At 65.1% G+C, this 23,643-nt stretch carries 22 protein-coding genes; 8 read left to right on the top strand and 14 right to left on the bottom strand.

Features of this window, described 5'->3' with window-relative positions; translation table 11 throughout:
* Window positions 1-89: 89 nt before the first annotated feature.
* From ACP92_RS05410 to pdxR, 3 genes are all read right to left on the bottom strand, one after another.
* Window positions 90-1,412 carry a hemolysin family protein gene (locus ACP92_RS05410; protein ID WP_013233114.1) on the bottom strand — a complete coding sequence of 441 codons (1,323 nt, stop codon included), beginning with the start codon at window positions 1,410-1,412 and terminating at the stop codon, window positions 90-92.
* 206 nt (window positions 1,413-1,618) lie between these two features.
* Entirely contained in the window at window positions 1,619-2,620 is a 1,002-nt protein-coding gene (locus tag ACP92_RS05405) for a zinc-binding alcohol dehydrogenase family protein (RefSeq protein ID WP_013233113.1), read from the bottom strand.
* Window positions 2,621-2,752: 132 nt separating this feature from the next.
* Window positions 2,753-4,303, bottom strand: a complete 1,551-nt coding sequence (gene pdxR / locus ACP92_RS05400; protein WP_013233112.1) for a MocR-like pyridoxine biosynthesis transcription factor PdxR — start codon at window positions 4,301-4,303, stop codon at window positions 2,753-2,755.
* A 115-nt stretch (window positions 4,304-4,418) separates the two neighbouring features.
* On the opposite strand from pdxR, the gene ACP92_RS05395 reads away from it, so the two are divergent.
* The 6 genes from ACP92_RS05395 to gabD all read left to right on the top strand — a co-directional run bounded on the left by ACP92_RS05395 (window position 4,419) and on the right by gabD (window position 12,073).
* Window positions 4,419-5,699, top strand: a complete 1,281-nt coding sequence (locus tag ACP92_RS05395) for a 4-aminobutyrate--2-oxoglutarate transaminase (protein WP_013233111.1) — start codon at window positions 4,419-4,421, stop codon at window positions 5,697-5,699.
* 84 nt (window positions 5,700-5,783) lie between these two features.
* Window positions 5,784-6,914 carry an ABC transporter ATP-binding protein gene (locus ACP92_RS05390; protein WP_013233110.1) on the top strand — a complete coding sequence of 377 codons (1,131 nt, stop codon included), beginning with the start codon at window positions 5,784-5,786 and terminating at the stop codon, window positions 6,912-6,914.
* Between the two features lie 234 nt (window positions 6,915-7,148).
* Window positions 7,149-8,192, top strand: coding sequence for an ABC transporter substrate-binding protein (locus ACP92_RS05385; protein ID WP_013233109.1), 1,044 nt, complete (start codon window positions 7,149-7,151; stop codon window positions 8,190-8,192).
* A gap of 230 nt (window positions 8,193-8,422) precedes the next feature.
* Window positions 8,423-9,706 (top strand): ABC transporter permease, encoded by a 1,284-nt coding sequence (locus tag ACP92_RS05380; RefSeq protein WP_013233108.1) that lies wholly within the window; start codon window positions 8,423-8,425, stop codon window positions 9,704-9,706.
* A gap of 52 nt (window positions 9,707-9,758) precedes the next feature.
* The gene (locus ACP92_RS05375) at window positions 9,759-10,592 is read left to right on the top strand and encodes an ABC transporter permease (RefSeq protein WP_013233107.1); all 834 of its coding nucleotides are present in this window, start codon (window positions 9,759-9,761) and stop codon (window positions 10,590-10,592) included.
* A 26-nt stretch (window positions 10,593-10,618) separates the two neighbouring features.
* Window positions 10,619-12,073, top strand: a complete 1,455-nt coding sequence (gene gabD, locus ACP92_RS05370; protein ID WP_013233106.1) for an NADP-dependent succinate-semialdehyde dehydrogenase — start codon at window positions 10,619-10,621, stop codon at window positions 12,071-12,073.
* 55 nt (window positions 12,074-12,128) lie between these two features.
* Here the strand turns inward: gabD and ACP92_RS05365 are convergent, their stop codons facing one another.
* From ACP92_RS05365 to ACP92_RS05340, 6 genes are all read right to left on the bottom strand, one after another.
* Entirely contained in the window at window positions 12,129-12,524 is a 396-nt protein-coding gene (locus tag ACP92_RS05365) for a type II toxin-antitoxin system VapC family toxin (RefSeq protein ID WP_013233105.1), read from the bottom strand.
* On the bottom strand, window positions 12,521-12,754 hold the full coding sequence (locus ACP92_RS05360; RefSeq protein ID WP_041310268.1) for a type II toxin-antitoxin system Phd/YefM family antitoxin: 234 nt from the start codon (window positions 12,752-12,754) through the stop codon (window positions 12,521-12,523). Before ACP92_RS05360 ends, ACP92_RS05365 begins: the two co-directional genes overlap by 4 nt.
* A 108-nt stretch (window positions 12,755-12,862) precedes the next feature.
* Window positions 12,863-13,753 carry a LysR family transcriptional regulator gene (locus ACP92_RS05355; protein WP_013233104.1) on the bottom strand — a complete coding sequence of 297 codons (891 nt, stop codon included), beginning with the start codon at window positions 13,751-13,753 and terminating at the stop codon, window positions 12,863-12,865.
* A 69-nt stretch (window positions 13,754-13,822) separates the two neighbouring features.
* Window positions 13,823-14,788, bottom strand: coding sequence for a pyridoxamine 5'-phosphate oxidase family protein (locus ACP92_RS05350; RefSeq protein ID WP_013233103.1), 966 nt, complete (start codon window positions 14,786-14,788; stop codon window positions 13,823-13,825).
* Between the two features lie 47 nt (window positions 14,789-14,835).
* A complete protein-coding gene (locus ACP92_RS05345; protein WP_013233102.1) occupies window positions 14,836-15,456 on the bottom strand; it encodes a glutathione S-transferase family protein in 621 nt (206 codons plus the stop codon).
* 211 nt (window positions 15,457-15,667) lie between these two features.
* Complete coding sequence (locus tag ACP92_RS05340; protein ID WP_013233101.1) at window positions 15,668-16,936, bottom strand: MFS transporter; 1,269 nt, start codon at window positions 16,934-16,936, stop codon at window positions 15,668-15,670.
* A 79-nt stretch (window positions 16,937-17,015) separates the two neighbouring features.
* On the opposite strand from ACP92_RS05340, the gene ACP92_RS05335 reads away from it, so the two are divergent.
* The gene (locus tag ACP92_RS05335; RefSeq protein WP_041310265.1) at window positions 17,016-18,029 is read left to right on the top strand and encodes an AraC family transcriptional regulator; all 1,014 of its coding nucleotides are present in this window, start codon (window positions 17,016-17,018) and stop codon (window positions 18,027-18,029) included.
* Between the two features lie 33 nt (window positions 18,030-18,062).
* On the opposite strand, the gene ACP92_RS05330 is transcribed toward ACP92_RS05335, so the two are convergent.
* Together ACP92_RS05330 and ACP92_RS05325 are read right to left on the bottom strand one after the other, a co-directional pair.
* On the bottom strand, window positions 18,063-18,800 hold the full coding sequence (locus ACP92_RS05330; protein ID WP_013233099.1) for a hypothetical protein: 738 nt from the start codon (window positions 18,798-18,800) through the stop codon (window positions 18,063-18,065).
* The gene (locus tag ACP92_RS05325; RefSeq protein ID WP_013233098.1) at window positions 18,800-19,879 is read right to left on the bottom strand and encodes an alpha/beta fold hydrolase; all 1,080 of its coding nucleotides are present in this window, start codon (window positions 19,877-19,879) and stop codon (window positions 18,800-18,802) included. Before ACP92_RS05325 ends, ACP92_RS05330 begins: the two co-directional genes overlap by 1 nt.
* 247 nt (window positions 19,880-20,126) lie before the next feature.
* Here ACP92_RS05325 and ACP92_RS05320 point away from each other — a divergent pair, with 247 nt between their 5' ends.
* Entirely contained in the window at window positions 20,127-20,342 is a 216-nt protein-coding gene (locus tag ACP92_RS05320) for a glycine zipper 2TM domain-containing protein (RefSeq protein ID WP_006465163.1), read from the top strand.
* A 129-nt stretch (window positions 20,343-20,471) separates the two neighbouring features.
* Here the strand turns inward: ACP92_RS05320 and ACP92_RS05315 are convergent, their stop codons facing one another.
* Genes ACP92_RS05315 through ACP92_RS05305 form a run of 3 tightly spaced genes read right to left on the bottom strand, consistent with a single transcriptional unit; the run spans window position 20,472 to window position 23,631 of the window.
* Window positions 20,472-21,197 carry an SDR family oxidoreductase gene (locus tag ACP92_RS05315; protein ID WP_013233097.1) on the bottom strand — a complete coding sequence of 242 codons (726 nt, stop codon included), beginning with the start codon at window positions 21,195-21,197 and terminating at the stop codon, window positions 20,472-20,474.
* 14 nt (window positions 21,198-21,211) lie between these two features.
* Window positions 21,212-22,858, bottom strand: a complete 1,647-nt coding sequence (locus ACP92_RS05310) for an FGGY-family carbohydrate kinase (RefSeq protein WP_013233096.1) — start codon at window positions 22,856-22,858, stop codon at window positions 21,212-21,214.
* 41 nt (window positions 22,859-22,899) lie between these two features.
* Window positions 22,900-23,631, bottom strand: coding sequence for an SDR family oxidoreductase (locus tag ACP92_RS05305; RefSeq protein WP_013233095.1), 732 nt, complete (start codon window positions 23,629-23,631; stop codon window positions 22,900-22,902).
* Window positions 23,632-23,643 lie beyond the last annotated feature (12 nt).

The raw sequence follows: 23,643 nt of genomic DNA, 5'->3' as shown, positions 1-23,643 counted from the left end.
GGCAATAGGCTTTACCGACGACGCAATCCCGAACGCTCCATCACGGCCAGAGTCGTGTGCAGCGTCGGGTTGCCCTCACTGGTGCGGGCTTACTCTCTCGCTTCCTGCAGCTTGGGATAGACCTTCACCAGCACAATCTTCGGCCCCGACATGCGCTTGATGACCACATCAAAGGCCGGAAAGTCGATCTTCTGCCCTTCCTTGGGCAGGTCGCCCAGTTTTTCCATGACCAGGCCGCCGACGGAGTCGATGCTATCGTCGTATTCGATGTCGATGCCCAGCATGTTTTCCAGCGTGACGATGGGCAGGCTGCCCTTGCCCAGCAGGGTGCCGTCGTCCTGGCGGGTCCATTCGCCGGTGTTGTGGCGGAACTCGTCGCGGATCTCACCCACCAGCAGGCTCAACATATTGTCCAGCGTGATGAAGCCGGCCGGCGGCTGGCCCTTCTTGCCGATGACGGCGAAGTGCGGGCTGCCGGTGCGGAAGCGTCGCAGCAGGTCCAGCGCCGGCAGGGCCGGCGAGATGTACTGCACCGGGCGCAGGTAGTCCTTGAGGTTGGCGATGGCGCGGCCATCCTGCTGCGCCAGGAAGACATCCTTGAGGTGCACCAGTCCCAGCACTTGCTGGCGCTCGGCGTCGTAGTAGGGGTAACGCGAATAACGGTTGCGGTAGATGATGTCGAGGTTCTCTTCGAGGCTCTTGTCATCGCCCAGCGCCACGATCTCGCTGGCCGGACGCATGATGTCGGCCACGTCCAGCTCGGCGAAGTTCAGGCTTTGCGTCAGCACATTCCATTCGTCGCGGGTGAACTTGCCGTTCTTGCCGCTCTTGTTGCCGGCGCGCAGGATGAGCTTGAGTTCGTCGGACGAATAGTGGGCGTCATGACCATGGCCCGCACCCAGGCCTGCCACGCGCAAGAGCCAGTTGGAGCTGGCGTTGAGCACCCAGATCAGCGGATACATGCCCCAGTAGAAACCATAGAGCGGCATGGCGCACCACAGGCCGAGCTTTTCGGGGCTGCGGATGGCCATGGACTTGGGGGCCAGTTCACCGGCCACGATGTGCAGGAAGGAAATGACGAAGAAGGCGAACACGAAGGATACGCCGTGGATCAGTTCCTGGTTGGTCACGCCGGCCAGGGAGAAGAGAGGTTCGAGGATGCGGGCAAAGGCCGGTTCACCGATCCAGCCCAGGCCCAGCGAAGCCAGGGTGATGCCCAGCTGGCAGGCCGAGAGGTAGGCGTCGAGCTGGTTGTGGACCACGGCCAGGATGCGGCCGCGCATGCCTTGTGTCTTTGCGATGGCCCGGATGCGCGTTTGCCGCAACTTGACCAGACTGAATTCTGCTGCAACGAAAAAACCGTTCAACGCGACCAGGAAGAAGGCCACGACGATCAGTAATATGTTTTCCAACTAGGGTTCCTATGGGGGTTGTGAGAGGGTCCGGACACCATGAGCCGGTCCGGACTCCGTAATTTAACATGGGTCGGGACCGAAACCGGCTTCATTGACAGAATAATAATTTTTCGTATCACTCCCCTTCTGGCGGCGGATAGCCCCAAGCGCCAGCTCGAAGGCCGGACCGCCGCCGCGCTGGCGCCCTTCCCCTGCTGACGGGATCAGAACCCTTCCAGCACAATCTTCCCCTTCGCCTTGCCCGACTCCAGCAAGCCATGCGCGCGCCGCAGGTTGGCTGCGTCGATGCGTCCGTAATGTTCGCCGGTAGTGGTGCGCAGCACGCCCTGGTCCAGCAGTTGCGAGACCCGTTGCAGCAGTTCATGTTGCCGGATCATGTCGGGCGTCTGGAACATCGAGCGCGTAAACATCAGCTCCCAGTGCAGGGAAATGCTCTTGCGCTTGAGCGGCATCGCGTCCAGCGAGGCGGGATCATCGATGAGCGCCAGCTGGCCCTGCGGGGCGAGGACATCGATGATCTGCGCGTAGTGCTGGTCAGTATGGGTCAGGCTGATGACGATACCGACCTCGGGGATGCCCAGCTTCTCCAGCTGCGGCTTGAGCGGCTGGCTGTGATCGATCACATGGTGCGCGCCCAGCTCGCCCACCCAGTGCGCCGTCTCGGGACGGGAGGCGGTGCCGATCACGGTCAGTTGCGTGAGCTTGCGCGCCAGTTGCGTCAGCATGGAACCGACGCCGCCGGCCGCGCCGATGATCAGCAGGTGCTGGCCCTGCCCGCCACCTTCGGCCACAGCCACCCGGTCGAACAGCAATTCCCAGGCGGTAATGGCGGTCAGCGGGATGGCGGCGGCATCGGCGTGGCCGAGGCTGGACGGCTTGCGGCCGACGATGCGTTCATCGACCACGTGCAACTCGCTGTTGGCGCCCGGACGGGTAATCGAACCGGCATAGAAGACCTCGTCGCCCGGCGCAAACAAGGTCACGGCGGGGCCGACCGCGCGCACCACGCCGCTGACGTCCCAGCCCAGTACGCGGGCTTCCTTGGCGCTGGCGCGGATCTTGGTATCGACGGGATTGACCGAGATGGCCTTGACCTCCACCAGCAGGTCATGTTCGCCCGGGGTGGGGTCGGGCAAGGTGGTCTCGATCAGGGCGTCCGGGGCGCTGATGAGCGGGGATTGCGGTTGGGTGAGGATGGCTTTCATGGAGATTCCTTTTCACGTTGAATGTGCAGACGGTCCATCTTAGGCCTGCATGCCCTCCCCCACCACCGCCTGCGCCGCGAAAGACTTTCCTCCCGGAGACGAAAATCGGCCGTCTATCCGCCTAACAAGGGGCTACGCCAGATGCGGCTTGATCACTGCCGCCAGCTTGTCGAAAGCCCGCGCAATCTCATCATTGGGAACACTGGCGTAGCCCAGCAACAGGCCGCGCCGCGCCCCGCGGGCATGCATGTAGTAGCGCGACAGCGGGCGCACCACGATGCCGGCGGCCAGGGCCTGTTCGCAGATGAGCACGTCGTCGCACTCCTGCGGCAGGCCCAGCACCAGGTGCAGGCCAGCCTCGCCGCCGGTAATGGTCATCTTTTCGCCGAAATGACGGTTGATCGACTGCTGCAGCAATTGCAGCCGCTCGGCGTAGAGCACGCGCATCTTGCGGATGTGCGAGGCGAAATGCCCTTCGGCCATGAAGTCGGCCAGCGTGGCCTGCAAGAACACCTGGCCATTGCGGTAGAGCTCGGCGATGCCGGTGGAAAAGGCGCGCGCCAGGGACTCGGGCACTACCAGGAAACCGATGCGCAAACCGGGGAACATGATCTTGCTGAAGGTCCCCATGTACAGCACCCGGTCCTGCGTGTCCATGCCCTGCAGCGACGCCAGCGGCCTGCCGCCATAACGGAATTCGCTGTCATAGTCGTCTTCGATGATCCAGACCTTGTGGGTGGCGGCGTACTCCAGCAGCATGCGCCGCCGCGACAGGCTCATCACCATGCCCAGCGGATACTGGTGCGAGGGCGTGGTGCAGATGAAGCGCGGTGGCCGGCGCAGGTTGGCCAGGCGCATACGCATGCCCTCCTGATCGACCGCAATGGGCACCGATTGGATGCCCAGCGAATTGAGCACGCTGCGCGTACCCCAATAGCAGGGGTCCTCCACCCAGGCGCTGTCGCCATGTTCGCCCAGCAGCTTGACCACGATGTCCAGCGACTGGTGGATGCCGGTGGTGATGAGCACTTGCGAGGGCGTGCAATTGACCGAGCGCGCCACGCGCAGGTACTCGGCGATCTGCTCGCGCAGCCCGGCATAGCCCGCGCCGGGGCCATAGGTCAGCAGGTCGGCGTTGGAGCGGCGCCAGTGCTTGTTCTGCAGGCGGCCCCAGATCTTGTAGGGCACGCAGGTCACGTCCGGCACGCCCGGCATGAAGGCGCCCCACTGCCGCTCTCCGACTCCGGCCTGGCGCGTGAGCATGGCCCCGCGGGCAGAGAGTTCGGACTTGCCCGAGGGATCGGTCAGCGGTTCAGGGCGCTCCACCGCTTCGGGAATCTGGTCCGGGGCGGTATCGGCCACGAAAGTACCCGCGCCGGGGCGGCTCTCGAGGTAACCCTCGGCCAGCAATTGTTCGTAGGCATAGGTGACGGTGTTGCGGGAACTGCCCAATTCCAGGGCGAGATCGCGGGAGGAAGGCAATTGCATCCCCGCCGGCAAGGTATGCGCCAGGATGGCTTCGCGAATCAACTGGTAGATCTGCCGATTCACGGGCGTGCGCGGAGCGGGTTTCGCTGCACCGCTTTCGGGCGCGGAGCCGGCTTTTGCCTTGCCTGGAGCGGCTTTGGCCGCGGGACGATTGATGCGCAGCAGCAGGTAATCGGAGAGCGAGGCGATTTTCAAGTGGCACCATCAAATATTTGAAATTGGCTCTATATTACAGTGCCACTGGGGTTTTATATTGTTTCCGACTCAGCCATTTCCGCGCCGCCAGGGCGCCCTTTACCCGGAGCAAGCAATGACCAGCAAGGCCAACAACCAAGAGCTGCAACAACGAAAGAACGCCGCTACCCCGCGCGGCGTGGGCGTGATGTGCGACTTCTACGCCGAGCGCGCAGCCAATGCCGAGTTGTGGGATGTGGAGGGCCGCCGCTTCATCGACTTCGCTGCCGGCATCGCCGTTCTCAATACCGGCCATCGTCATCCCAAGCTGCTCGACGCCATGCGCGCGCAGATGGACAAGTTCACCCACACGGCCTACCAGATCGTGCCCTACGCCAGCTACGTGGAACTGGCCGAGCGCATCAACCGCCTCACGCCGGGCAACTATCCGAAGAAGACCGCCTTCTTCTCCACCGGCGCCGAAGCGGTGGAAAACGCCATCAAGATCGCCCGCGCCCACACGGGCCGTCCGGGCGTGATCGCCTTTGCCGGCGGCTTCCATGGCCGCACCATGATGGGCATGGCGCTCACCGGCAAGGTCGCGCCCTACAAGCTGGGTTTCGGCCCCTTCCCCGGTGACGTCTTCCATGCCCCCTACCCCAGCGCGCTGCACGGCATCACCAGCGAAGATGCGCTGGAAGCCGTCAAGGGCCTCTTCAAGAGCGACATCGAAGCCAAGCGCGTCGCGGCCATCATCCTGGAACCGGTGCAGGGCGAAGGCGGCTTCTACGCCGCCCCGGCCGACTTCATGCGCGGCCTGCGCGCCCTCTGCGACGAACACGGCATCCTGCTGATCGCCGACGAAGTGCAGTCCGGCTATGGCCGTACCGGCAAGTTGTTTGCGATGGAACATTACGATGTCCTGCCCGACCTGATGACCATGGCCAAGAGCCTGGCGGGCGGCATGCCGCTGTCGGCGGTCAATGGCCGCGCCGAGATCATGGATGCGCCGGCCCCTGGCGGCCTGGGCGGCACCTACGCGGGCAACCCGCTGGCCATCGCCTCGGCGCTGGCGGTGCTGGACGTGATGGAAGAAGAACAGCTGGTGACGCGTGGCCAGCGCCTGGGCGACAAGCTGCAGGAGCACCTGAAGGAACTGCGTTCATCCGTGCCGCAGATCGCCGAAGTGCGTGGCGTGGGCGCGATGGTGGCGGTGGAGTTTGCCGATCCGGCCACCGGCAAGCCCGATGCCGAGTACACCAAGAAGGTCCAGCAGCATGCGCTCAACAACGGCTTGCTGCTGCTGACCTGCGGCAGCTACGGTAACGTGATCCGCTTCTTGTTCCCGCTGACGATTCCCGATACCGTCATGGACGAAGCGCTGGGCATCCTGGCCAAGGCTATCCGGCTGGCCTGAGATTTGCATTGCACGGCAGCTGTTGCAACAGGAATGAAGGGATGGGCCGGACGGCGAATCCGGCCCACATCAGAGAGAGGATGAATGATGGCGGCTTATGCAATGAAGCAGGCGGCGCAGGAAAGCGTGCAGCAGAGCGATGTGCTGGTGCAGTTCTGCGGCGTGAAGAAGACCTATGACGGCGAAAACCTGATCGTCAAGAACCTGGACCTGGATATTCGCCGGGGCGAATTCCTGACCCTGCTGGGCCCGTCGGGTTCGGGCAAGACCACTTGCCTGATGATGCTGGCCGGCTTTGAATTCCCCACCGGCGGCGAGATCCGTCTGGACGGCCAGTTGCTCAACCGGGTGCCGCCGCACAAGCGCAACATCGGCATGGTGTTCCAGAACTATGCCTTGTTCCCGCACATGACCATCGCCCAGAACGTGGCCTATCCGCTGTCGGTACGCAAGATGGATCGGGCCACCCGCGAGGCCAAGGTCAAGCAGGCGCTGGACATGGTGCAGATGGGCAAGTTCGGCGACCGCTATCCGACCCAGCTCTCGGGCGGCCAGCAACAGCGCGTGGCGCTGGCGCGCACGCTGGTGTTCGATCCGCAGCTGGTGCTGATGGATGAACCGCTGGGCGCGCTGGACAAGCAACTGCGCGAACACATGCAGCTGGAACTGAAGGCCCTGCACAAGCGCCTGGGCGTGACCTTCGTCTACGTCACCCACGACCAGAGCGAAGCACTGACCATGTCGGACCGTGTGGCCGTGTTCGACCAGGGCGTGATCCAGCAGCTCGCGCCCGTGACCGAGCTGTACGAATATCCCGACAATCAATTCGTCGCCAACTTCATCGGCGACAACAACCGCTTCAAGGGCAGCGTGGAATCGGTCCAGGGCGAACACTGTACGGTGCGCCTGACCGATGGCGCCGCGCTCACCGGCCTGAACGTGCATCGCGCCCATGCCGGCCAGAGCATCACCGCTTGCGTGCGCCCCGAGCGCATCCGCCTGGCCGCGGGTGGCAGCGCCGAACCCAACAGCATCCGCGCCAGCATCGCCGGGCTGATCTATTTTGGGGACCATGTGCGCGTGCGCTGCACGGTCGCGGGGCAGGAAGACTGCTTCGTCAAGCTCTCGCTGTCGGACCCGGCGCTGTCGGGCCTGAGCGAGGGCAGCAGCGTGGTGCTGCATGTGGCGCAGGATCGTCTGCGCTGCTTCCTCTGAAAATAAACTGAGGCGACTTGTGCCCGCCGTTCGCCTTGCGTCGCGGCTTGGCTGCGTATCGAAGGGCGCAACCCTCTATGTGTCTTCGATACGGCCCTGTCGGGCCTCAGTCCGAACGGGAGCCGGTATCCCATTTTTGTAGTCCCTTGCAGTCTCAAGAGTCAGGCAACCGCAGATTGCCGCTCGGTTTTTTCCAACACAGTCAACACGCACGATAACCAACGAGGAACAACAATGAAACGCCTGACACCCGCCCTGCTGTCCCCGCTCGCCCTGGGCCTGCTGTTTTCCGGCGCGGCCTGTGCCGCTGAACTGACCGTGGTCAATTTTGGCGGCGCCAATGGCAACGCCCAGAAGGTGGCCTACGTGGAGCCGTTCCAGAAGAGCACCGGCACCAAGGTCGTGACCGCTGAATTCAACGGTGAACTGGCCAAGGTCAAGGCCATGGTCGAGACCAAGAAGGTCAGCTGGGACGTGGTGGAAATCGACGGCGGCGACTTGAACCGCGCCTGTGACGACGGCCTGATCGAAAAGCTCGACCTGGCCAAGACCATCAAGAAAGACGACTACATCCCCGAAGCCACCGTCAGCGAATGCGGCATGGGCGCCTTCGTCTGGTCCACCGTGCTGGCCTACAACGGCGACAAGCTCAAGACCCCGCCGACCGGCTGGGCCGATTTCTGGGATACCAAGAAGTACCCCGGCAAGCGTGGCATGAAGAAGAGCGCCCAGTTCAACCTGGAGTTCGCCCTGATGGCCGACGGCGTGCCGACCAAGGATGTCTACAAGGTCCTGGCCACCAAGGAAGGCGTGGACCGCGCCTTCAAGAAGCTGGACCAGTTGAAGCCCAACATCCAGTGGTGGGATGCAGGCGCATTGCCGGCGCAGTTCCTGGCCTCGGGTGACGTGGTCATGGCCAATGCCTACAACGGCCGCATCGACGCCGCCCAGCGCGAAGGCAAGAACCTCAAGGTCGTATGGGCCGGCAGCGTCTATACGCTGGATTACTGGGTGATCCCCAAGGGTTCGCCCAACAAGGCCCTGGGCGAGAAGTTCATCAGCTTCGCCAGCCAGCCGGACACCCAGAAGACCTACGCCAACAACATCGCCTACGGCCCCGTCAACAAGGGCGCCTTGAAGCTGCTCGATGCCAAGACTCTGGCCAACCTGCCGACCTCGCCGGCCAATGCCAAGGATGCGGTGCAACTGAGCCTGCAGTTCTGGACCGACCACGGCGAAGAGCTGGAGCAACGTTTCGCGGCCTGGATCGCGAAGTAACAGGTCCGATGCAGCCGTTGCGCGCCCTGGCTCCCGTTCGTCCTGAGTAGCGGCGCAGCCGCGTATCGAAGGAACGCACTCTTTTGCGCGTCTTCGATACGGCCCTTGCAGGGCCTACTCAGTCCGAACGGTAGTAGAGGCGCTGCAGCTCTTGTATCTGTCCCGCTTCGGCGCGTAACAATGTTCAAGCGCCGTTGTGCTGAACCCCGCTGCCACCGGATTACCGAAACATGACCACCATCGCCACTCGCTCCGCCGCCGCCATGCCCCTGGCCGAACCTGATCCGCAGCAACTCAAGCGCGACCTGCGCGCCGCCCAGACCCGCAAGCGGCTGGGTGCGCTGGCGCTGATCGCGCCGTTGGCCATCTTCCTGCTGCTGACCTTCGTGGCGCCCATCGTGGCCCTCTTGCAGCGCGCCATCGAAAACCCCGAAGTGGCCGCCACGCTGCCGCAGACGGTGGCGGTACTGGCCAAGTGGGACCGCAAGTCGGCCCTGCCCGACCAGGCCTACTCGGCCCTGGCCGCAGACCTCACCCGCGCCAAGGAAGACACCACCGCCGGCAACCTGGCGCGGCGTCTGAACATCGAGCTGGCCGGCTCGCGCTCGCTGGTGATGGGCACGACGCGCGCCATGCCGCTGCGCGACGCCGAGGGCAAACCCCTGAGCCCGGCCGCCGCCCGCGACGCCATCATCGCCCTCAATGCGCAATGGGGCCAACCCGACGTCTGGCGCGTGATCGCCCAGAACGGCTCGGTCTATTCGCCCTACTACCTGCTGGCGTCGCTGGACCTGCGCCAGAACGTCTTCGGCGACATCGAAGCCGCCCCGCCCGAATCCGCCATCTACCGCACCATCTTCGGCCGCACGCTGTGGATGAGCGCAGTGGTCACCTGCATCACCTTGCTGCTGGCCTATCCGCTGGCCTACTGGCTCTCCACCATGCCGGAACGCCGCGCCAACCTGCTGATGATCCTGGTGCTCATTCCCTTCTGGACCTCGATCCTGGTACGCGTGGCGGCCTGGATCGTGCTGCTGCAGTCCGAAGGCCTGGTCAACAAGGCGCTGATGCTGGCAGGTCTTACGCAGTCGCCGCTGGAACTGGTCTTCAATCGCGTGGGGGTGTATATCTCGATGACGCACATCCTGCTGCCCTTCATGATCCTGCCGCTCTACAGCGTCATGAAATCAGTGCCGGCCACTTACCTGAAGGCAGCCGTCTCGCTGGGCAGCCATCCCTTCGCCGCGTTCTGGCGCGTGTATGTGCCGCAGACCTACCCGGGCATCGGCGCGGGCGTGCTGCTGGTGTTCATCATGGCCGGCGGCTACTACATCACCCCGGCGCTCCTGGGCGGACCGAACGAGCAGATGGTGAGCTACTTCATCGCCTACTTCATCAACACCACCATCAACTGGGGCATGGCCTGCGCGCTGGGCGCCCTGCTGTTGGCGGCCACCCTGGTGCTGTATGGCGTCTATCGCCGCTTTGCCAAGGTCGATGTGGGCATCAGCTGATCGCTGCGCCGCCGATGCACTGAAGAACATCGAAGAATCCACGGACTACGCCATGAACAAACCACCTCTCTTCCCGCCCTACACTTCGCTGGTCGAACGCGCCTGGTTCTTTGCCTCGCGCGGCTTCAACCTGCTGGTGCTGCTGTTCCTGGTCTCGCCCATCCTGGTGATGATCCCGCTGTCATTCTCCGACAGCAGCTTCCTGATGTATCCCATCAAGAGCTTCTCGCTGCGCTGGTATGAGAACCTGTTCAGCTCCGACGACTGGGTGCGCGCCGCACAGAACAGCTTCATCGTCGCCCCAGCCGCCACCGTCATTGCTACCGTCCTGGGCACCCTGGCGGCGGTGGGCCTGAACAAGGCCGATTTCCGTGGCAAGGGGATCCTGATGGCCATCCTCATCTCGCCCATGATCGTGCCGGTGGTCGTGGTGGGCGTGGGCGTGTACCTGTTCTTTGCCCGCATTGGCCTCTCTGACAGCTACCTCGGCCTGATCCTGGCGCATGCCGCGCTGGGCGCGCCCTTCGTGGTCACCACCGTGCTGGCTACGCTGCAGGGCTTCAACCACAACCTGGTGCGCGCCAGCCTGAGCCTGGGCGCCAGCCCGCTGCGCACCTTCTTCCGCGTGACGCTGCCGGTGATCGCCCCGGGCCTGATCTCGGGTGCGCTGTTTGCCTTTGCAACTTCCTTCGACGAAGTGGTTCTCACCCTCTTTGTCGCCGGCCCTGAACAGGCCACGCTGCCGCGCCAGATGTTTGCCGGCATCAAGGACAACATCAGCCCGACCATTGCCGCGCTGGCGACGATCCTGATCATTTTCTCAACCTGCCTGCTGCTGGCCCTGGAATGGCTGCGCGGACGCAACAAGGCCGCCGCCCGCTTCTGAGGCCGGCCACTCAACGGAGACCCAAGATGCTGCAACTGAAAGACCCTGCCCTGCTGCGCCAGCAAGCCTTTGTCAACGGCCAGTGGTGCGACGCCGACCAGGGCGAACGCCTGGCCGTACACAATCCGGCCAACGGCGAACTGCTCGGCCATGTTCCCCTGATGGGAGCAGCCGAGACACGCCGCGCCATCGAAGCTGCCAATGCCGCCTGGCCCGCCTGGAAGAAGAAGACCGCCAAGGAACGCAGCGCCATCCTGCGCCGCTGGTACGAACTGATGCTGGCCAACACGGACGACCTGGCGTTGATCATGACCGCCGAGCAGGGCAAGCCGCTGGCCGAGGCACGGGGCGAGATCGGCTATGCCGCCTCCTTCATCGAGTGGTTTGCCGAAGAGGGCAAGCGCACCTATGGCGACACCATCCCCTCCCCTTCGCCTTCCAACCGCATCGTCGTCATCAAGGAAGCCATCGGCGTATGCGCCGCGATCACGCCGTGGAACTTCCCGGCCGCCATGATCACCCGCAAGGCCGGCCCGGCGCTGGCCGCCGGCTGCCCGATGGTCTTGAAGCCGGCTGAAGCCACCCCCTTCTCGGCGCTGGCGCTGGCCGTGCTGGCCGAGCGCGCGGGCATTCCGGCGGGCGTGTTCAGCGTGGTCACCGGCACGCCCAAGGGCATCGGCGGCGAGATGACCTCCAACCCCATCGTGCGCAAGATCAGCTTCACCGGCTCCACTGGCGTGGGCAAGCTGCTGATGCAGCAGAGCGCGTCCAGCATCAAGAAGCTCTCGCTGGAACTGGGCGGCAATGCGCCCTTCATCGTCTTTGACGACGCCGACCTGGACGCCGCCGTCGAAGGCGCGATCGCTTCCAAGTACCGCAACGCCGGCCAGACCTGCGTGTGCGCCAACCGCATCTATGTGCAGGATGGCGTCTATGACGCCTTCGCCGCCAAGCTGGTGGAAGCGGTGAAGAAGTTCAAGGTCGGCCAAGGCACCGAAGAAGGCGTGACCCAGGGTCCGCTGATCAATGAGCAGGCCGTGCAGAAGGTCGAGCAGCACGTCGCCGACGCCGTCGCCAAGGGCGCCCGCGTACTGCTGGGCGGCAAGCGCCACGCGCTGGGCCACAGCTTCTTCGAGCCCACCGTGCTGGCCGACGTCACCCCGGCCATGCAGGTCGCCCGCGAGGAGACCTTTGGCCCCATGGCCCCGCTGTTCCGCTTCAAGACCGACGAAGAAGTCCTGGCCCTGGCCAATGACACCGAGTTCGGCCTGGCCAGCTATTTCTACTCACGCGACATCGGCCGCATCTGGCGCGTGGCCGAAGGGCTGGAGTCGGGCATGGTGGGGATCAATACCGGGCTGATCTCCAACGAGGTCGCGCCGTTTGGCGGCGTGAAGCAGTCGGGACTGGGACGGGAAGGGTCGCACTACGGGATTGATGATTACCTGGTGGTGAAGTATCTGTGCATGGGGGGGATTTGATCCTGCCCTTGCTGCGCTGAGCAGACATCAAGTGCTGGCCGCCACGGCGGCCGTGCTACCAGATGGTCTTGACATGCGGATAGGCGCGAATCTTTTCGTCCTTGGTGACCAGCGGAATCGAGAATTTTCGCGCCGTCGCTACGATCATCCGGTCTGCCGGGTCCTTGTGAAACTCTCCCGGCAAGGCGACCGCCTTGACCGAGACTTCCACATCCACCGGTACCATGCGAACCGCCTCGATTTCCGCTACGGTGGCCATCCAGCGCTCCACCTCCATCGACAGCACCAGCTTTTCGCGCTCCACGAGCATGGCGATTTCCCATGCGGAAATGGCCGAGATGATGATGTCCCCTCCCGCCATCTCCTTCTCGATCACCTGCCTTGCCTTGCGGCTCAAGGTGGGGTCTGCGCCGACCCACCAGACCAGGGCATGCGTATCAAGAATGATCACTGCGCGGCCTCCCACTCGACATCCACTGGCTCGGTAGGGTCGTCATAGCGCAGGACGGACCCAGCCAGGATTGCCAGGGGCGCCCGTTGAGCCTCCCGAAATGGGCGCACCTCCACGGCAGGCTTGCCATGATCCGTCACCACCAGGGTCTCACCAGAGGCTTCCACTTGGCGGAAGTATTCGAGCGCCTTGGCCTTGAATTCGGTCTTGGAAACTTGGTTCGTTTGCATTCTTCACCTCGTCACGAATGGCAACACTGGATTAAATGACTATCTCTACAGGTCATTTTATCAGAAGCCCTCTTTGACGAGGTATATCACAAGGTCCAGCGACGTCTGTCAGTAAAAAGCCGCATGCTCTCTCAAACGGCACACCGCCAGATCGATGAAAGCCCGCACCTTGGCCGGCGAGCGCCGCCCTTCCGGATAGAGCACATGAATCGGCAAGGGCGGCTCTTCGAACTCGCTCATGACCCGCTGCAAGCGCCCTGCCTGCAGGTCAGCCGCCACCTGGTACGCCAATACCCGTGTCAATCCCCAACCCTGGCGGGCCGTGGCGATGGCGGCCTCGTTGGTATTGGTCTGCAGGGCGGCCTCCACCAGCACGCGCTGGCCATCAGCAAAACGCCACTCGGGCGAGGCCCAGGCGCTGGTAGAGGTGACGATGCGATGCTGCTTGAGATCGGCCGGTGAGGTCGGCACACCATGCCGACGCAGATAATCGGGTGCGGCGCAGATCACGCGGCGCACCGAACCGACCTGGATGGCCGTGAAGCCGGAATCAGGCAGATGGCCGATGCGCACGGCCACATCCATGCCCTCCTCGACGATGTTGACGGGACGATCAATGAAGAAGGTGCGTGCCCGCATGCCGGGATAGAGATCCAGATACTCGGTGACGATGGGCAGCACATGCATCTGCCCGAACAGCAAGGCCGCCGTGACCGACAGCGTTCCCGAGGGCTGGTCGTAATGACCGGCGGCAGCCGCCTCGGCTTCGGCGATTTCGGCGAGGATGCGGCGGCAGTCTTCCAGGTAGCGGGCGCCGGCTTCGGTGGTCTTGACCGAGCGCGTGGTGCGCACCAGCAAGCGCGCACCGACCAGTTCTTCCAGCGTCGCCACGGTGCGGGTCACCGCCGGTGCGCTCAGTTGCATCTGCCGCGCCGCCTTGGCGAAACTGGCGGCTTCGGCCACTTGCACGAAGATGCGCATCGCCAGCCAACGGTCCATGAGTCTGCCTTTCCCTGTGAACGAGGGAAGCATTATGCCTCCATCCGTTCGGTCAGGAAGAAAGCAGCCTCAGGCAGCCGCGCGCGGCCACTGGCCCGTCGCCAGCACATACGGCGACCAGCCTTGCTCCTGGAAGCGCCACCGCAAGGCCAGCGCGGCGCGGCGGCGCACGATACGCTGCGGGCGGAAGGTCCACAGCCGCTCGGCCCCTTCGAAGGCGGCAATCTCCGGCGAATCGAGGATGAGCTCGGCCTGCCCGCTCATCTGCAGCACATCTCCGTTGGCATAGTCGACGAACAGCAAACCCGCACGGCCATTGAGGACGATGTTGCCCAGCGTGGAAAAGAACAGGTTGCCGTTGAAGTCCGGCACGGTCAGCACACCCTCAGCGTCCACCCGCACGAACCCCGCCTTGCCGCCACGATGGGAGACATCGACCTGGCGCCGCTCGTCCACATCGGCATAGGTGGCCACGAAAAAGGCATCGGCCATGCCGATCAATTCGCGCGCCGAGGCGTCCAGCGTGGCCAGCAATTCCGGCTGGCCGGGATGATCCTGCGCCGGATCACGCGCAAAGGAATAGTCGCGCAGCTGGATGTAGCGGGGGCAGTTACCGAAGCTCTGCTCCACCTGGACCCGCCAGCCCTGTTCCAGCTCCGCCAGGACGCCATTCATGCGGTTGCGCCGGCGCGTGTGCATCTCGATGCCCAGCAGGCCGACCGGCGCGCCCGCGGCCATCCCGGCGGCAGCCGGATCGGCGGGCGCAGGATGGGCGTGCATGTCCAGCTGGACGGGTGAAGGCGAGGTCAGGAAACCCGGCTGTCCTTCCAGCAAAGTCGCCCAGGCGTCGCCTACCGGATCGACGCTGCCCAGCACGATGAAAGGCAACTGGCGATAGAAATCCCGATGCTGATCGGGCATGACGGTGCGCACCACGCGCTGGCCGAGGGCTTGCATCTTGTCGGCCACGCCGAGTTGCGCTTGCAGCATCTGCTCGCCTGCATGCCAGACCGATGGGGAGGAAGAAGTGCTCATGGCGGACCTCACGGAAAAGGAAATGCGCGGGTGCGATGCGCGCGCGCTCAGGCCTGGGCTGCCATCAGGCCAGCCGCAGTCTGGGCGAAGGGGACGAAGCCGGGCAAGGCTTCGATGCGCTGCAAGAAGCCTTGCACGCCCGGATAGCCACGCAGATCGACATTGCCCTCGGGAGCGCGGGCGAGATAGCTGTAGACCGCTACGTCGGCAATGGTCGGGTGGTCGGCGGCAAGCCAGTCTCGCTTGGCCAGGTGCTGTTCCAGGCGCCCCAGCAAGAGGTGGGCGCGCTGGATCACTTCCTCGGCGTTGAAGGCTGCACCGAAGACCGTCACCAGCCGCGCCGCCGCCGGGCCGTATGCCAGCTCACCGGCGGCCACCGACAGCCAGCGCTGCACGGCGGCCGCGCCCTGGGCGTCTTCGGGCAGCCAGTCGCTGCGGCCAGCCTTCTTGGCCAGATAGACCAGGATGGCGTTGGAGTCGGCAATCACCACCTCGCCATCTTCCAGCACCGGCACCTGGCCGAACGGATTGAGGGCCAGGAAGGCCGGCTTCTTGTGGGCGCCAGCGGCCAGGTCGACTTCGACCAGCTCGGCCGGAAGGCCCAGGAGCGAGGCAAACAGGACGGCGCGATGGGCGTGGCCCGAGAGAGGATGGTGATGGATCTTCATGAGAGGGCTCCTGGTGGGTTGGCTCGGTCAGGACTGTTTCCTGACACGGTGACGCCAGTGTGGAGCCAAGCGCGGATGAAGAGAATCCGCGTCACGGACACTTCTTTATTGCACAGGGAGGAATAATGCCAAAAGAAGGAAGCGGCTTCCGGCAACGCACCGGAAGCCGCCGAGCAGCAATACGCGATCAGGACGGGATCACACGCCCCGCTCAGAAGTGTGCATTGCCCGCCACCGGCGCACCGCCGCCACGCGGGCCGTAGCGCAGCGTCAGCAGCGTGCCCAAGGTGATGGCCACGACCGCGAAGATGGGGCCGCCCAGCGCGCCCACATGATCGACCAGCACGCCGCCGCCAATCGCCCCGCTGGCGATGGCCACCTGGAAGGCCGCCACCAGCAGTCCGCCTGCGCCTTCCGCATGGTCTGGCGCGGCGCGCACGATCCAGGTCTGGAAGCCCACCGGGAAGGCGCCGAAGGCAAAGCCCCACAGCGTGATGGCCACGGCCGCCACCACCGGCGAACTGCCGGCCACCCACAGGGAGGCCGCCAGCAGGGCGATGAGCGCGCCGCCACTGACGATGGCGTAGCGTTCGCTGCGTTCGGCGATGAAGCCACCCGCAAAGTTGCCGAAGAAGCCGCCCACGCCATAGCCCAGCAGCACGGCGGAGATCGTCGTGACTGACATGTGGGTGATCTGCTCCATCAGCGGACGGATGTAGGTAAAGCCGGCAAAATGCCCCGACACCACCAGCAGCACCGCCAGCAACGCCACCCGTACATCCTTGCGTCCCAGCAGTTCAGCCAACACCTTGAGGCTGGGATGATCCTTGGGCGGCAGGCGCGGAATGGCGATCCACTGGATCGCGATGGCCACCAGACTGACCACGCCCGCAGCCACGAAGGCGCTGCGCCAGCCCCACAGATTGCCCATGTAGGCGCCAATGGGCGCGGCGCACACGGTGGCCACCGACACACCGGTGAGGATCAGCGACATGGCCCGGGCAAACAGATGATCCGGCACCAGGCGCATGGCCAAGGCCGCCGCCATCGACCAGAAACCGCCCAGCGCCACGCCCAGCAGCACGCGCGCCACCAGCAGCACCGGCAGGTTGGGCGCGGTCACGGCCAGGATATTGGACACCAGCAACAGCAGCGAGAGCATCAGCACCACGCGCTTGCGGTCGATATTGCGGGTCAGCAACGGAATGCTGGGTGCGGCGACCGCCCCGACGATGGCCGTGGCCGTGACGGCCTGCCCGGCCGCGCCATCGGAGACGTGCAGGTCGGAGGCTATGGCGGTGAGCAGGCTGGCCGGCAGGAATTCAGCGGTGACCAGGCTGAACACGCCCAGCGCCAGGCTGGCGATACCGCTCCAGTTGGCCGGTGCCTCCTGGCCTGCCTTGTGGGCAGTGGGCGCAGGGGCAGTGGCCGGGGCCGCCGTCTCGGTCAGCGGGGCCTCGATGATGCCGGGGGTGGACATGGGAAAACCTTTCTATGACATGGGTAGCGCAGTCTATGGTTAAATAGCTGGACTTTCCATGCCGATATTTCGCAAAGATATGACTATTCGTCCAAATCTATCGGAAACCCCGGAGGCCTTGCCCCGGGAGCGCCCTGCCGACGGCGTCGATCCCCTGACCGAGATCCTGCTGGGCCTGCGCCTGGATGGCGTCGAATATGCCCGCTATGTGCTGCACGAACCCTGGGCAGTGGCCTTCCCGGCAAGGCGCGAGGCGACCTTCCATTTCGTCGCCCAAGGCGGTTGTTGGATGCAGGTCGGCCAGCAGGCGTGGCTGCAGCTCAATACGGGCGACGCCGTGCTGCTGCCGCGCGGTGCGCCGCATGCGCTGGCCAGTGCGCCGGGACTGCCGACGGTAGAGATCGGCAAGCTGGCGCGCAAGGCGCTGGCGGACAATCTCTTCCTGATCGACGACAGCGGCAACGGCCTGGCCGACGCCCCCGCGCACCCGGCATCGCTGCCACCGTCGCATGTGCTCTTTTCCGGCACGCTGCGCTTCAACCTGGACCCCTTGCATCCGCTGTTGATGATGATGCCCGAGGCCATGCGCGCCTGCGACCTGGCCCAGCGCGATCCGGCCGTGCTGGCCCTGCTCGATGCGATGGAACGCGAAGTGGCGCTCAACCGCATCGGCGCCTGCGGCATCCTGGCGCGCCTGGCCGATGTGCTGGCCGCCAGCATCATCCGCGGATGGGTGGAATGCGCCTGCAGCGACGCCAGCGGCTGGATCGCGGCGGTGCGCTGCCCGCAGGTGGGACGGGTGCTGGCAGCGGTACACCAGCATCCGGAACGCGACTGGTCGGTGGCCGAACTGGCCGCGCTGATGGGGGCGTCGCGTTCCAGCTTCATCGACAAGTTCTCGGCCGCCGTGGGCGAGACCCCGGCCAAGTATGTCGCGCGGGTGAAGATGTTCCAGGCGCGCCACTGGATTGCCCGCGAGGGCTTGCGAGTCGCGGTGGTGGCCAATCGCCTCGGCTACGATTCGGAAGCGTCCTTCAGTCGCGCCTTCAAGCGCATCATCGGCCATCCGCCCAGCGAGGCCAGGCTGGGCTGAGCGCAGCCAACGCAGCAGCTGGCCTCGGCCACTTCAGAAGCCCAATTGCAGCCGCATCGTGAAGGTGCGCGCGCTGAAGGTGGCATTGCTGCCGAACAGATAGGCCGCCTCGTACTTGACGAACTGGCGGCCCAGCCGCAGGGTGCCGAAGATGGCCGGACCGGCACGGTGGGATTGCTGGTCGCGCGCGGCCCAATGGTCCCAGCGCCCCAGCTCGCCGAAGCCTTGCAGGCCGAAGTTGAACAAGGGCCGCCAGTGCTGGCGCACCTGCCATTGATAGGTCAACTGGGTCGGCCCGCCTTGCCGGGTGCGATAGTCGCGCTGGAAGAACAGGTTGGCGTTGAACTGCGTACGCCACCATTCGGTCTGCAAGGCCGGTCCCCACTCCAGCGCGTAGCCCTCGCGCTGGCGGTTGCGGTACTGGCCGACATCGGTGTGGATGGCGAGGTCGAAGGGATACTCCCCTTGCGTGAGCAAGACATCGTTCTGCCAGTTCATGCTCAGCATCTGCGTGCCCTGCGCAGCGTCCTGCTGGGTCACGCCATAGAGCTCGGTGTACCAGCGCGAATTGACGCCATAGCCCACACCCAGCTCGGGCGAACCGACCGGCGGCCCGACGCTGGACTTGGCGTTCCAGTACTTGTAGTCCAGCGTCCACTGGCCCGGGTCGGAATAGACATTGACCAGGTAGTAGCCCGTGGCCGCCCCCGCTGGCAGCGCCAGGCCGCCCAGCAGCGCCGCCAGAGCGGCTCGCCATTGCAGCGTGCGCATCAGCGGGCCGGCAAGCCCTTGATGAACTGCTCCAGCTCACGCACATAGAAGCGCGCCATGCCGGTGGTGCCGTGGCCGCGCGTCTCGGCGCTGGCCGGGATCAGCAGCAACTGCGCGCTCGGCACTTCCTTCAAGGCGGCCTGCATGACGCCGGTCTCGGGCGGATTGCGTTCATCGTCGGCCGAATTGATGGCCAGCACCGGCGCCTTGATCTTGGACAGGCCCGGCGCAGCGTTGTAGTCCGCCGAGGACCCCCATTGGTAGATGAAGTCATTGGCGTCCGCCGTCACCGGCGCGGCCAGGCGTTCATCGACCAGCTTGTCGGCCTGGGCATGGCTGCCCGCCATGGCCTGATAGGCCAGCGTGCCGCCATTGGTGGCAAAGACGAACATGTTGTTGGCCAGGCGCAGCGAGGGCGGCTGGGTGGTGTAGTTGCCATTGTTCCAGGCCGGGTCCTGCTTGATGGATTCCACCAGCATGCGCCGCATCATCCAGTTGCGGCTGGCCATCTCGGTAGGTTGCGAGGCCATCGGCACCAGGCCGTCGGCAAAGCCCGGATAGGTCCCGCCCCAGATCCAGGTCTGCATGCCACCCATGGAATTGCCGATGATCAGGCGCAGATGCGTGATGCCCATGCCTTCGGTGAGCATGCGGTATTGCGCCAGTACCATGTCAGCATAGTTGTACTGCGGGAAGGCGGCGCGCAGGCCGTCGGAGGGCTTGCTGGACTTGCCCACGCCGATGCCGTCGGGAATGATGATGAAGTACTTGCTGGCGTCCAGCGGCTGGCCGGGGCCGAACAGCTGGCCGCCGAAGTCCTTGGACAGCATGGCCTGGGCGCTCTGGTAGGTGCCGTGCAGCACCAGCACCGCCGGATTGGCGCGGTCACCCAGGGTCACATAGTGCAGGCGCAGGTTCTCCAGCGTCTGGCCGGTATGGAACTGGAAGCGCGGCGCCACCCAGTCGCCCTCGACCGGACGGGGTGGGTCGGCCGCCTGCGTTGCTGCGCTGCATAACATCAGGGCGGCTGAAGACAGCAGCAGGCGGGCGACATGGCGGAGGCGAAAGGTCAGGGTCATGAGGTCTCTCTGGTCGTGGTCTGGATCGAATCTGCCTTGCCCCGCTACCACTTGAAATGGCAAAGGGACAACGAAGGCGACAGTATGTAACAACTGTAAGCGAAGATGTGGAACCTCGAATCTTTTTGAGAAGGCGCTAGTCTATTGCCGTAGCTGCTTCGGTTTTTCGCGTTCAAGGGCGACCATCGGAGCGGCCCCTTCACTCCAGGAACCCTGTAAAAAATCCTTAACGATCAGGAAAAAAATCATGAAAACTCTGCACAAGATCGCTGCCATTTCCGTGACTGCCATTGCGCTGACCGCCATGACCGGCTGCAGCAACATGAGCACCCGCGACAAGAACACCGCCATCGGCGCCACGGTCGGCGCGGTCGGCGGCGCCATCCTCACCGGCGGCAGCGGCATCGGTACCGCTGGCGGCGCCGCGGTAGGCGGCGTGATCGGTCACCAGATCGGCCGCTGAGCACGCTGCTGAAGCTAAAGGCCCGCGCGGCCGGCCAGCCAAGCGGCTGGATGACGACAGCAAGACCACCAGGGCGGCCAACGAGCCGCCCTTGTTGCGTGCTCTGACCTTGCGGCCAGGGCGCGCCAGCTACACCGCCAGAAATCCCCCATCCACCGGCACCACCGCCCCATTGAGCATGGCCGCATCCGGCGAGAGCAGCATGGCAATGCTGCGCGCCACGTCCTCGGGCGAGGCGAAGCGTGCGCTGGGATGGCGCGCCATCATCGGCCCCGACTTGGCCGGATCGCTCCAGGCGGCCTCGGCCAGCTCGGTCAGGGTGATGGTAGGCGCCACCGCATTGACCCGGATGCCATGCGGCCCCAGCTCCCGCGCCAGCACCCGGGTAGCACCTTCCAGACCGGCCTTGGAGGCGGCATAGCACAGATGCTGCTCAAAGCCGCGATGACCGGCAATGGACGTGATGTTGACCATGGCTCCGCCGCCGCCCTGGGCGATGCGCATCCGGGCAAAGGCCTGGCAGGTGATCAGCGCGGCGCGCAGGTTCACGCCCAGCACGGCTTCATAGCCCTCATCGCTCATCTCCAGCACCGATTCCAGCACATTGATGCCAGCGCTGTTGATCAGAAAATCGGCGGTGCCGGCCTCGGCCATGGCGCGCCGCGCGGCGGCCGGATCGCTCAGGTCCACGGCAATGACACGCGCACCGATCTCTTCCTGCAAGCGCGCCAGGTCGCTGGCGGTCCGCGCCAGCGCGATCACCTGGGCGCCGCGCTGCGCCAGCAGCAGCGCGCAGGCGCGCCCGATGCCGCGCCCGGCCCCGGTGATGATGACCGTCTTTCCTGCAAATGACATGTGTTCCTCCATGGTCAATGATGGCCCTGCGTATGCGCCGCCAGCAGCGGGGCCAGGCTGTCGCGCAGCTCCCGCGCCAGTTGCTGGCTCTTGAGGAAGGCCTGGTAGCGCGCCGCATGCAGCGCGGCGACATCGCCCTGCGCCGGCAGGCTGCGCCCGGCCACGCTGGACATGGCCGGCATGGCGCTCTGCAGATCGGCATGCAAGCCGGCCGCCACCGCCGCCAGCATGGCCGAACCCAGCAGCACCGGTTCCGGGCTGGCGGTGATTTCCACCGGCATGCCGGTGGCGTCGGCCAGTAACTGGCGCGTCAGCGGGTGTACGCCCGCGCCGCCCGAGACCGAGATGCTCTGCACCCGCACGCCGCAGGCGGCCTGGGCCTCGATGATCTGGCGCAGGCCATAGCCCAGGCTGCACAGGCCGGCCACGTAAAGCGCCACCAGGCTATCGATGTCGTGCTCCATGCCCAGTCCCACCAAGGCGGCGCGCGCCTGCGGATCGGCCAGCGGCGAGCGGTTGCCGAGGAATTCCGGCACCACCGTGAGCTGGCCGGCCAGCCAGACCGCCTCCGACGGATGGTCCACCGCCGCCAGCGCCTGCTGCGCCAGCCACTGCGGCAATTCCATCTGCGCACGGGCCGCCTCTTCCCTGGCCTGGGGCGTGGCCGGATGCAGGCGCAGCAAGTGATCGATGGCGGCCCCGGCGGCAGACTGCCCACCTTCGTTCAACCACATGCCCGGCGCCATGGCCTTGTAGTACGGCCCCCAGACGCCCGGCACCAGCACCGGATCGGCATGGCTGGTCATGGTGCAGGAAGAGGTGCCGAAGACATAGGCCATGCAGGCCGCCGCATCACCCTGCCCACCACGAGCGGCCACCGTGCCCACGCCACCGGCATGGGCGTCGATCAGGCCGGCCGCGACCGCAATACCGGGCCGCAAGCCCATGGCCTGCGCCGCCGTCTGAGTCAGGCCGCCCGCCAGCGGCGTGCCGGGCCACACCACCTCTGCGCCGATGCGCGCAAAGCCGGCCTCGGCCAGGTCGCCCAGGCCGATCTGCCGGAAATAGCTGGCATCCCAGCCGGCCTCATGGGCCAGGTAGGTCCATTTGCAGGTCACGGTGCAGGAAGAGCGTTGCAGCGAACCGGTGGCCTTCCAGGTCAGGAAATCGGTCAGGTCGAAGAAATGGGCGGCGCTGGCATAGACCTCCGGCAGGTTTTCCTTCAGCCAGAGCAGCTTGGGCGTTTCCATTTCCGGCGAGATCACCCCGCCCACATAGGACAGCACCGCATGCCCCATGCGGTTGATGCGCTGGGCCTGTTCCAGGGCGCGATGATCCATCCAGACGATGACATCGCGCTCGGGATGGCCGGGGTCGCCCACCCCGGCGCTGGCGCCCTGCACGACCAGCGAACAGGTGGCATCGACGCCGATGCCAGCCACTGCTGCCGGGTCGATGCCGGACTTGGTCACGGCAGCGCGCACCGCCTGGCAGACGGCCTCCCAGATCTGGGCGCTGGATTGTTCGACGCGCGCGCGGCGCTCGTCGCGGAAGAGATCGATGTCATGCCGGGCGCTGGCCAGCAACTGGCCCTGGGGGTCGAACACACCGGCCCGGGCCGAGCCGGTGCCGACATCGATGCCGATCAGATAAGTCTCCATCTTTCCTCGCTGGTTGCTTGAATGAAGCCCCCCCTGCCGGTTCAGACCCGGTCGAAATTGGTGGGCAGCACGAGCATATCGCGGATGGTCACATTGCGGTTGCGGGTCAGCATGTACTCCACCGCATCGGCCACTTCCGACGGTTCGATGAGACTGCCCGATTCCTTGGCCTTGCGCAGGTTCTCTTCGGGCCAGTCGGCCAGCAGCGCCGAGATCACCGGGCCGGGCGAGACCTGGCCTACGCGCACGCCATGCGGGATCATCTGCCGGCGCATGGTCTGCACGAAGCAGGTGATGGCCCATTTGGAACCGGCATAGACGGGCTCCCAATAGGTCGGGAAATGTCCGGCCACGGAACACGTGACGATGATGTCGCCGCTCTTGCGCTCCATCATGTGCGGCGCCACGGCGTGGACGTTCTTCATCACGGCATTGACGTTGAGGTTGAGCATCTTGTCGATGGCCTCGGGCGTGGTATCGACCAGCTCGCCGCCGATGTAGGTGCCGGCATTGCAATAGAGGATGTCGATGTGATCGACCTTCTTCAGGATCTCCGGCGCCATCGCCGCGCAGCTCTCGGCATCCAGCAGATTGGTCACCTGGGGGATGACCTGCGGCCCCAGGCGCGCTGCCAGTTCGTCGAGGGCCTTGGCGTTCCAGTCCACCATGACCACGGTCACGCCATTGGCCAGCAGTTTCTCGGTGGTGGCCAGGCCGATGCCGGACGCCGCGCCGGTGATGACGGCGATCTTGCCTGCGAGGGATTGGGTCATATCGTGTCTCCT

Origin of the sequence: Herbaspirillum seropedicae, from assembly GCF_001040945.1 — a bacterium.
Classification (GTDB): domain Bacteria; phylum Pseudomonadota; class Gammaproteobacteria; order Burkholderiales; family Burkholderiaceae_D; genus Herbaspirillum; species Herbaspirillum seropedicae.
This window is presented reverse-complemented; position numbering and strand designations above follow the sequence as displayed.

What these genes read in the sequence shown, in the direction of transcription:
- ACP92_RS05405 (WP_013233113.1), bottom strand. Translation starts at nt 2,620, where the DNA reads ATGAAAGCCATCCTCACCCAACCGCAATCCCCGCTCATCAGCGCCCCG.
- ACP92_RS05395 (WP_013233111.1), top strand. Translation starts at nt 4,419, where the DNA reads ATGACCAGCAAGGCCAACAACCAAGAGCTGCAACAACGAAAGAACGCC.
- ACP92_RS05390 (WP_013233110.1), top strand. Translation starts at nt 5,784, where the DNA reads ATGATGGCGGCTTATGCAATGAAGCAGGCGGCGCAGGAAAGCGTGCAG.
- ACP92_RS05385 (WP_013233109.1), top strand. Translation starts at nt 7,149, where the DNA reads ATGAAACGCCTGACACCCGCCCTGCTGTCCCCGCTCGCCCTGGGCCTG.
- ACP92_RS05380 (WP_013233108.1), top strand. Translation starts at nt 8,423, where the DNA reads ATGACCACCATCGCCACTCGCTCCGCCGCCGCCATGCCCCTGGCCGAA.
- ACP92_RS05375 (WP_013233107.1), top strand. Translation starts at nt 9,759, where the DNA reads ATGAACAAACCACCTCTCTTCCCGCCCTACACTTCGCTGGTCGAACGC.
- gabD (WP_013233106.1), top strand. Translation starts at nt 10,619, where the DNA reads ATGCTGCAACTGAAAGACCCTGCCCTGCTGCGCCAGCAAGCCTTTGTC.
- ACP92_RS05360 (WP_041310268.1), bottom strand. Translation starts at nt 12,754, where the DNA reads ATGCAAACGAACCAAGTTTCCAAGACCGAATTCAAGGCCAAGGCGCTC.
- ACP92_RS05355 (WP_013233104.1), bottom strand. Translation starts at nt 13,753, where the DNA reads ATGGACCGTTGGCTGGCGATGCGCATCTTCGTGCAAGTGGCCGAAGCC.
- ACP92_RS05350 (WP_013233103.1), bottom strand. Translation starts at nt 14,788, where the DNA reads ATGAGCACTTCTTCCTCCCCATCGGTCTGGCATGCAGGCGAGCAGATG.
- ACP92_RS05345 (WP_013233102.1), bottom strand. Translation starts at nt 15,456, where the DNA reads ATGAAGATCCATCACCATCCTCTCTCGGGCCACGCCCATCGCGCCGTC.
- ACP92_RS05340 (WP_013233101.1), bottom strand. Translation starts at nt 16,936, where the DNA reads ATGTCCACCCCCGGCATCATCGAGGCCCCGCTGACCGAGACGGCGGCC.
- ACP92_RS05335 (WP_041310265.1), top strand. Translation starts at nt 17,016, where the DNA reads ATGACTATTCGTCCAAATCTATCGGAAACCCCGGAGGCCTTGCCCCGG.
- ACP92_RS05330 (WP_013233099.1), bottom strand. Translation starts at nt 18,800, where the DNA reads ATGCGCACGCTGCAATGGCGAGCCGCTCTGGCGGCGCTGCTGGGCGGC.
- ACP92_RS05325 (WP_013233098.1), bottom strand. Translation starts at nt 19,879, where the DNA reads ATGACCCTGACCTTTCGCCTCCGCCATGTCGCCCGCCTGCTGCTGTCT.
- ACP92_RS05320 (WP_006465163.1), top strand. Translation starts at nt 20,127, where the DNA reads ATGAAAACTCTGCACAAGATCGCTGCCATTTCCGTGACTGCCATTGCG.
- ACP92_RS05315 (WP_013233097.1), bottom strand. Translation starts at nt 21,197, where the DNA reads ATGTCATTTGCAGGAAAGACGGTCATCATCACCGGGGCCGGGCGCGGC.
- ACP92_RS05310 (WP_013233096.1), bottom strand. Translation starts at nt 22,858, where the DNA reads ATGGAGACTTATCTGATCGGCATCGATGTCGGCACCGGCTCGGCCCGG.
- ACP92_RS05305 (WP_013233095.1), bottom strand. Translation starts at nt 23,631, where the DNA reads ATGACCCAATCCCTCGCAGGCAAGATCGCCGTCATCACCGGCGCGGCG.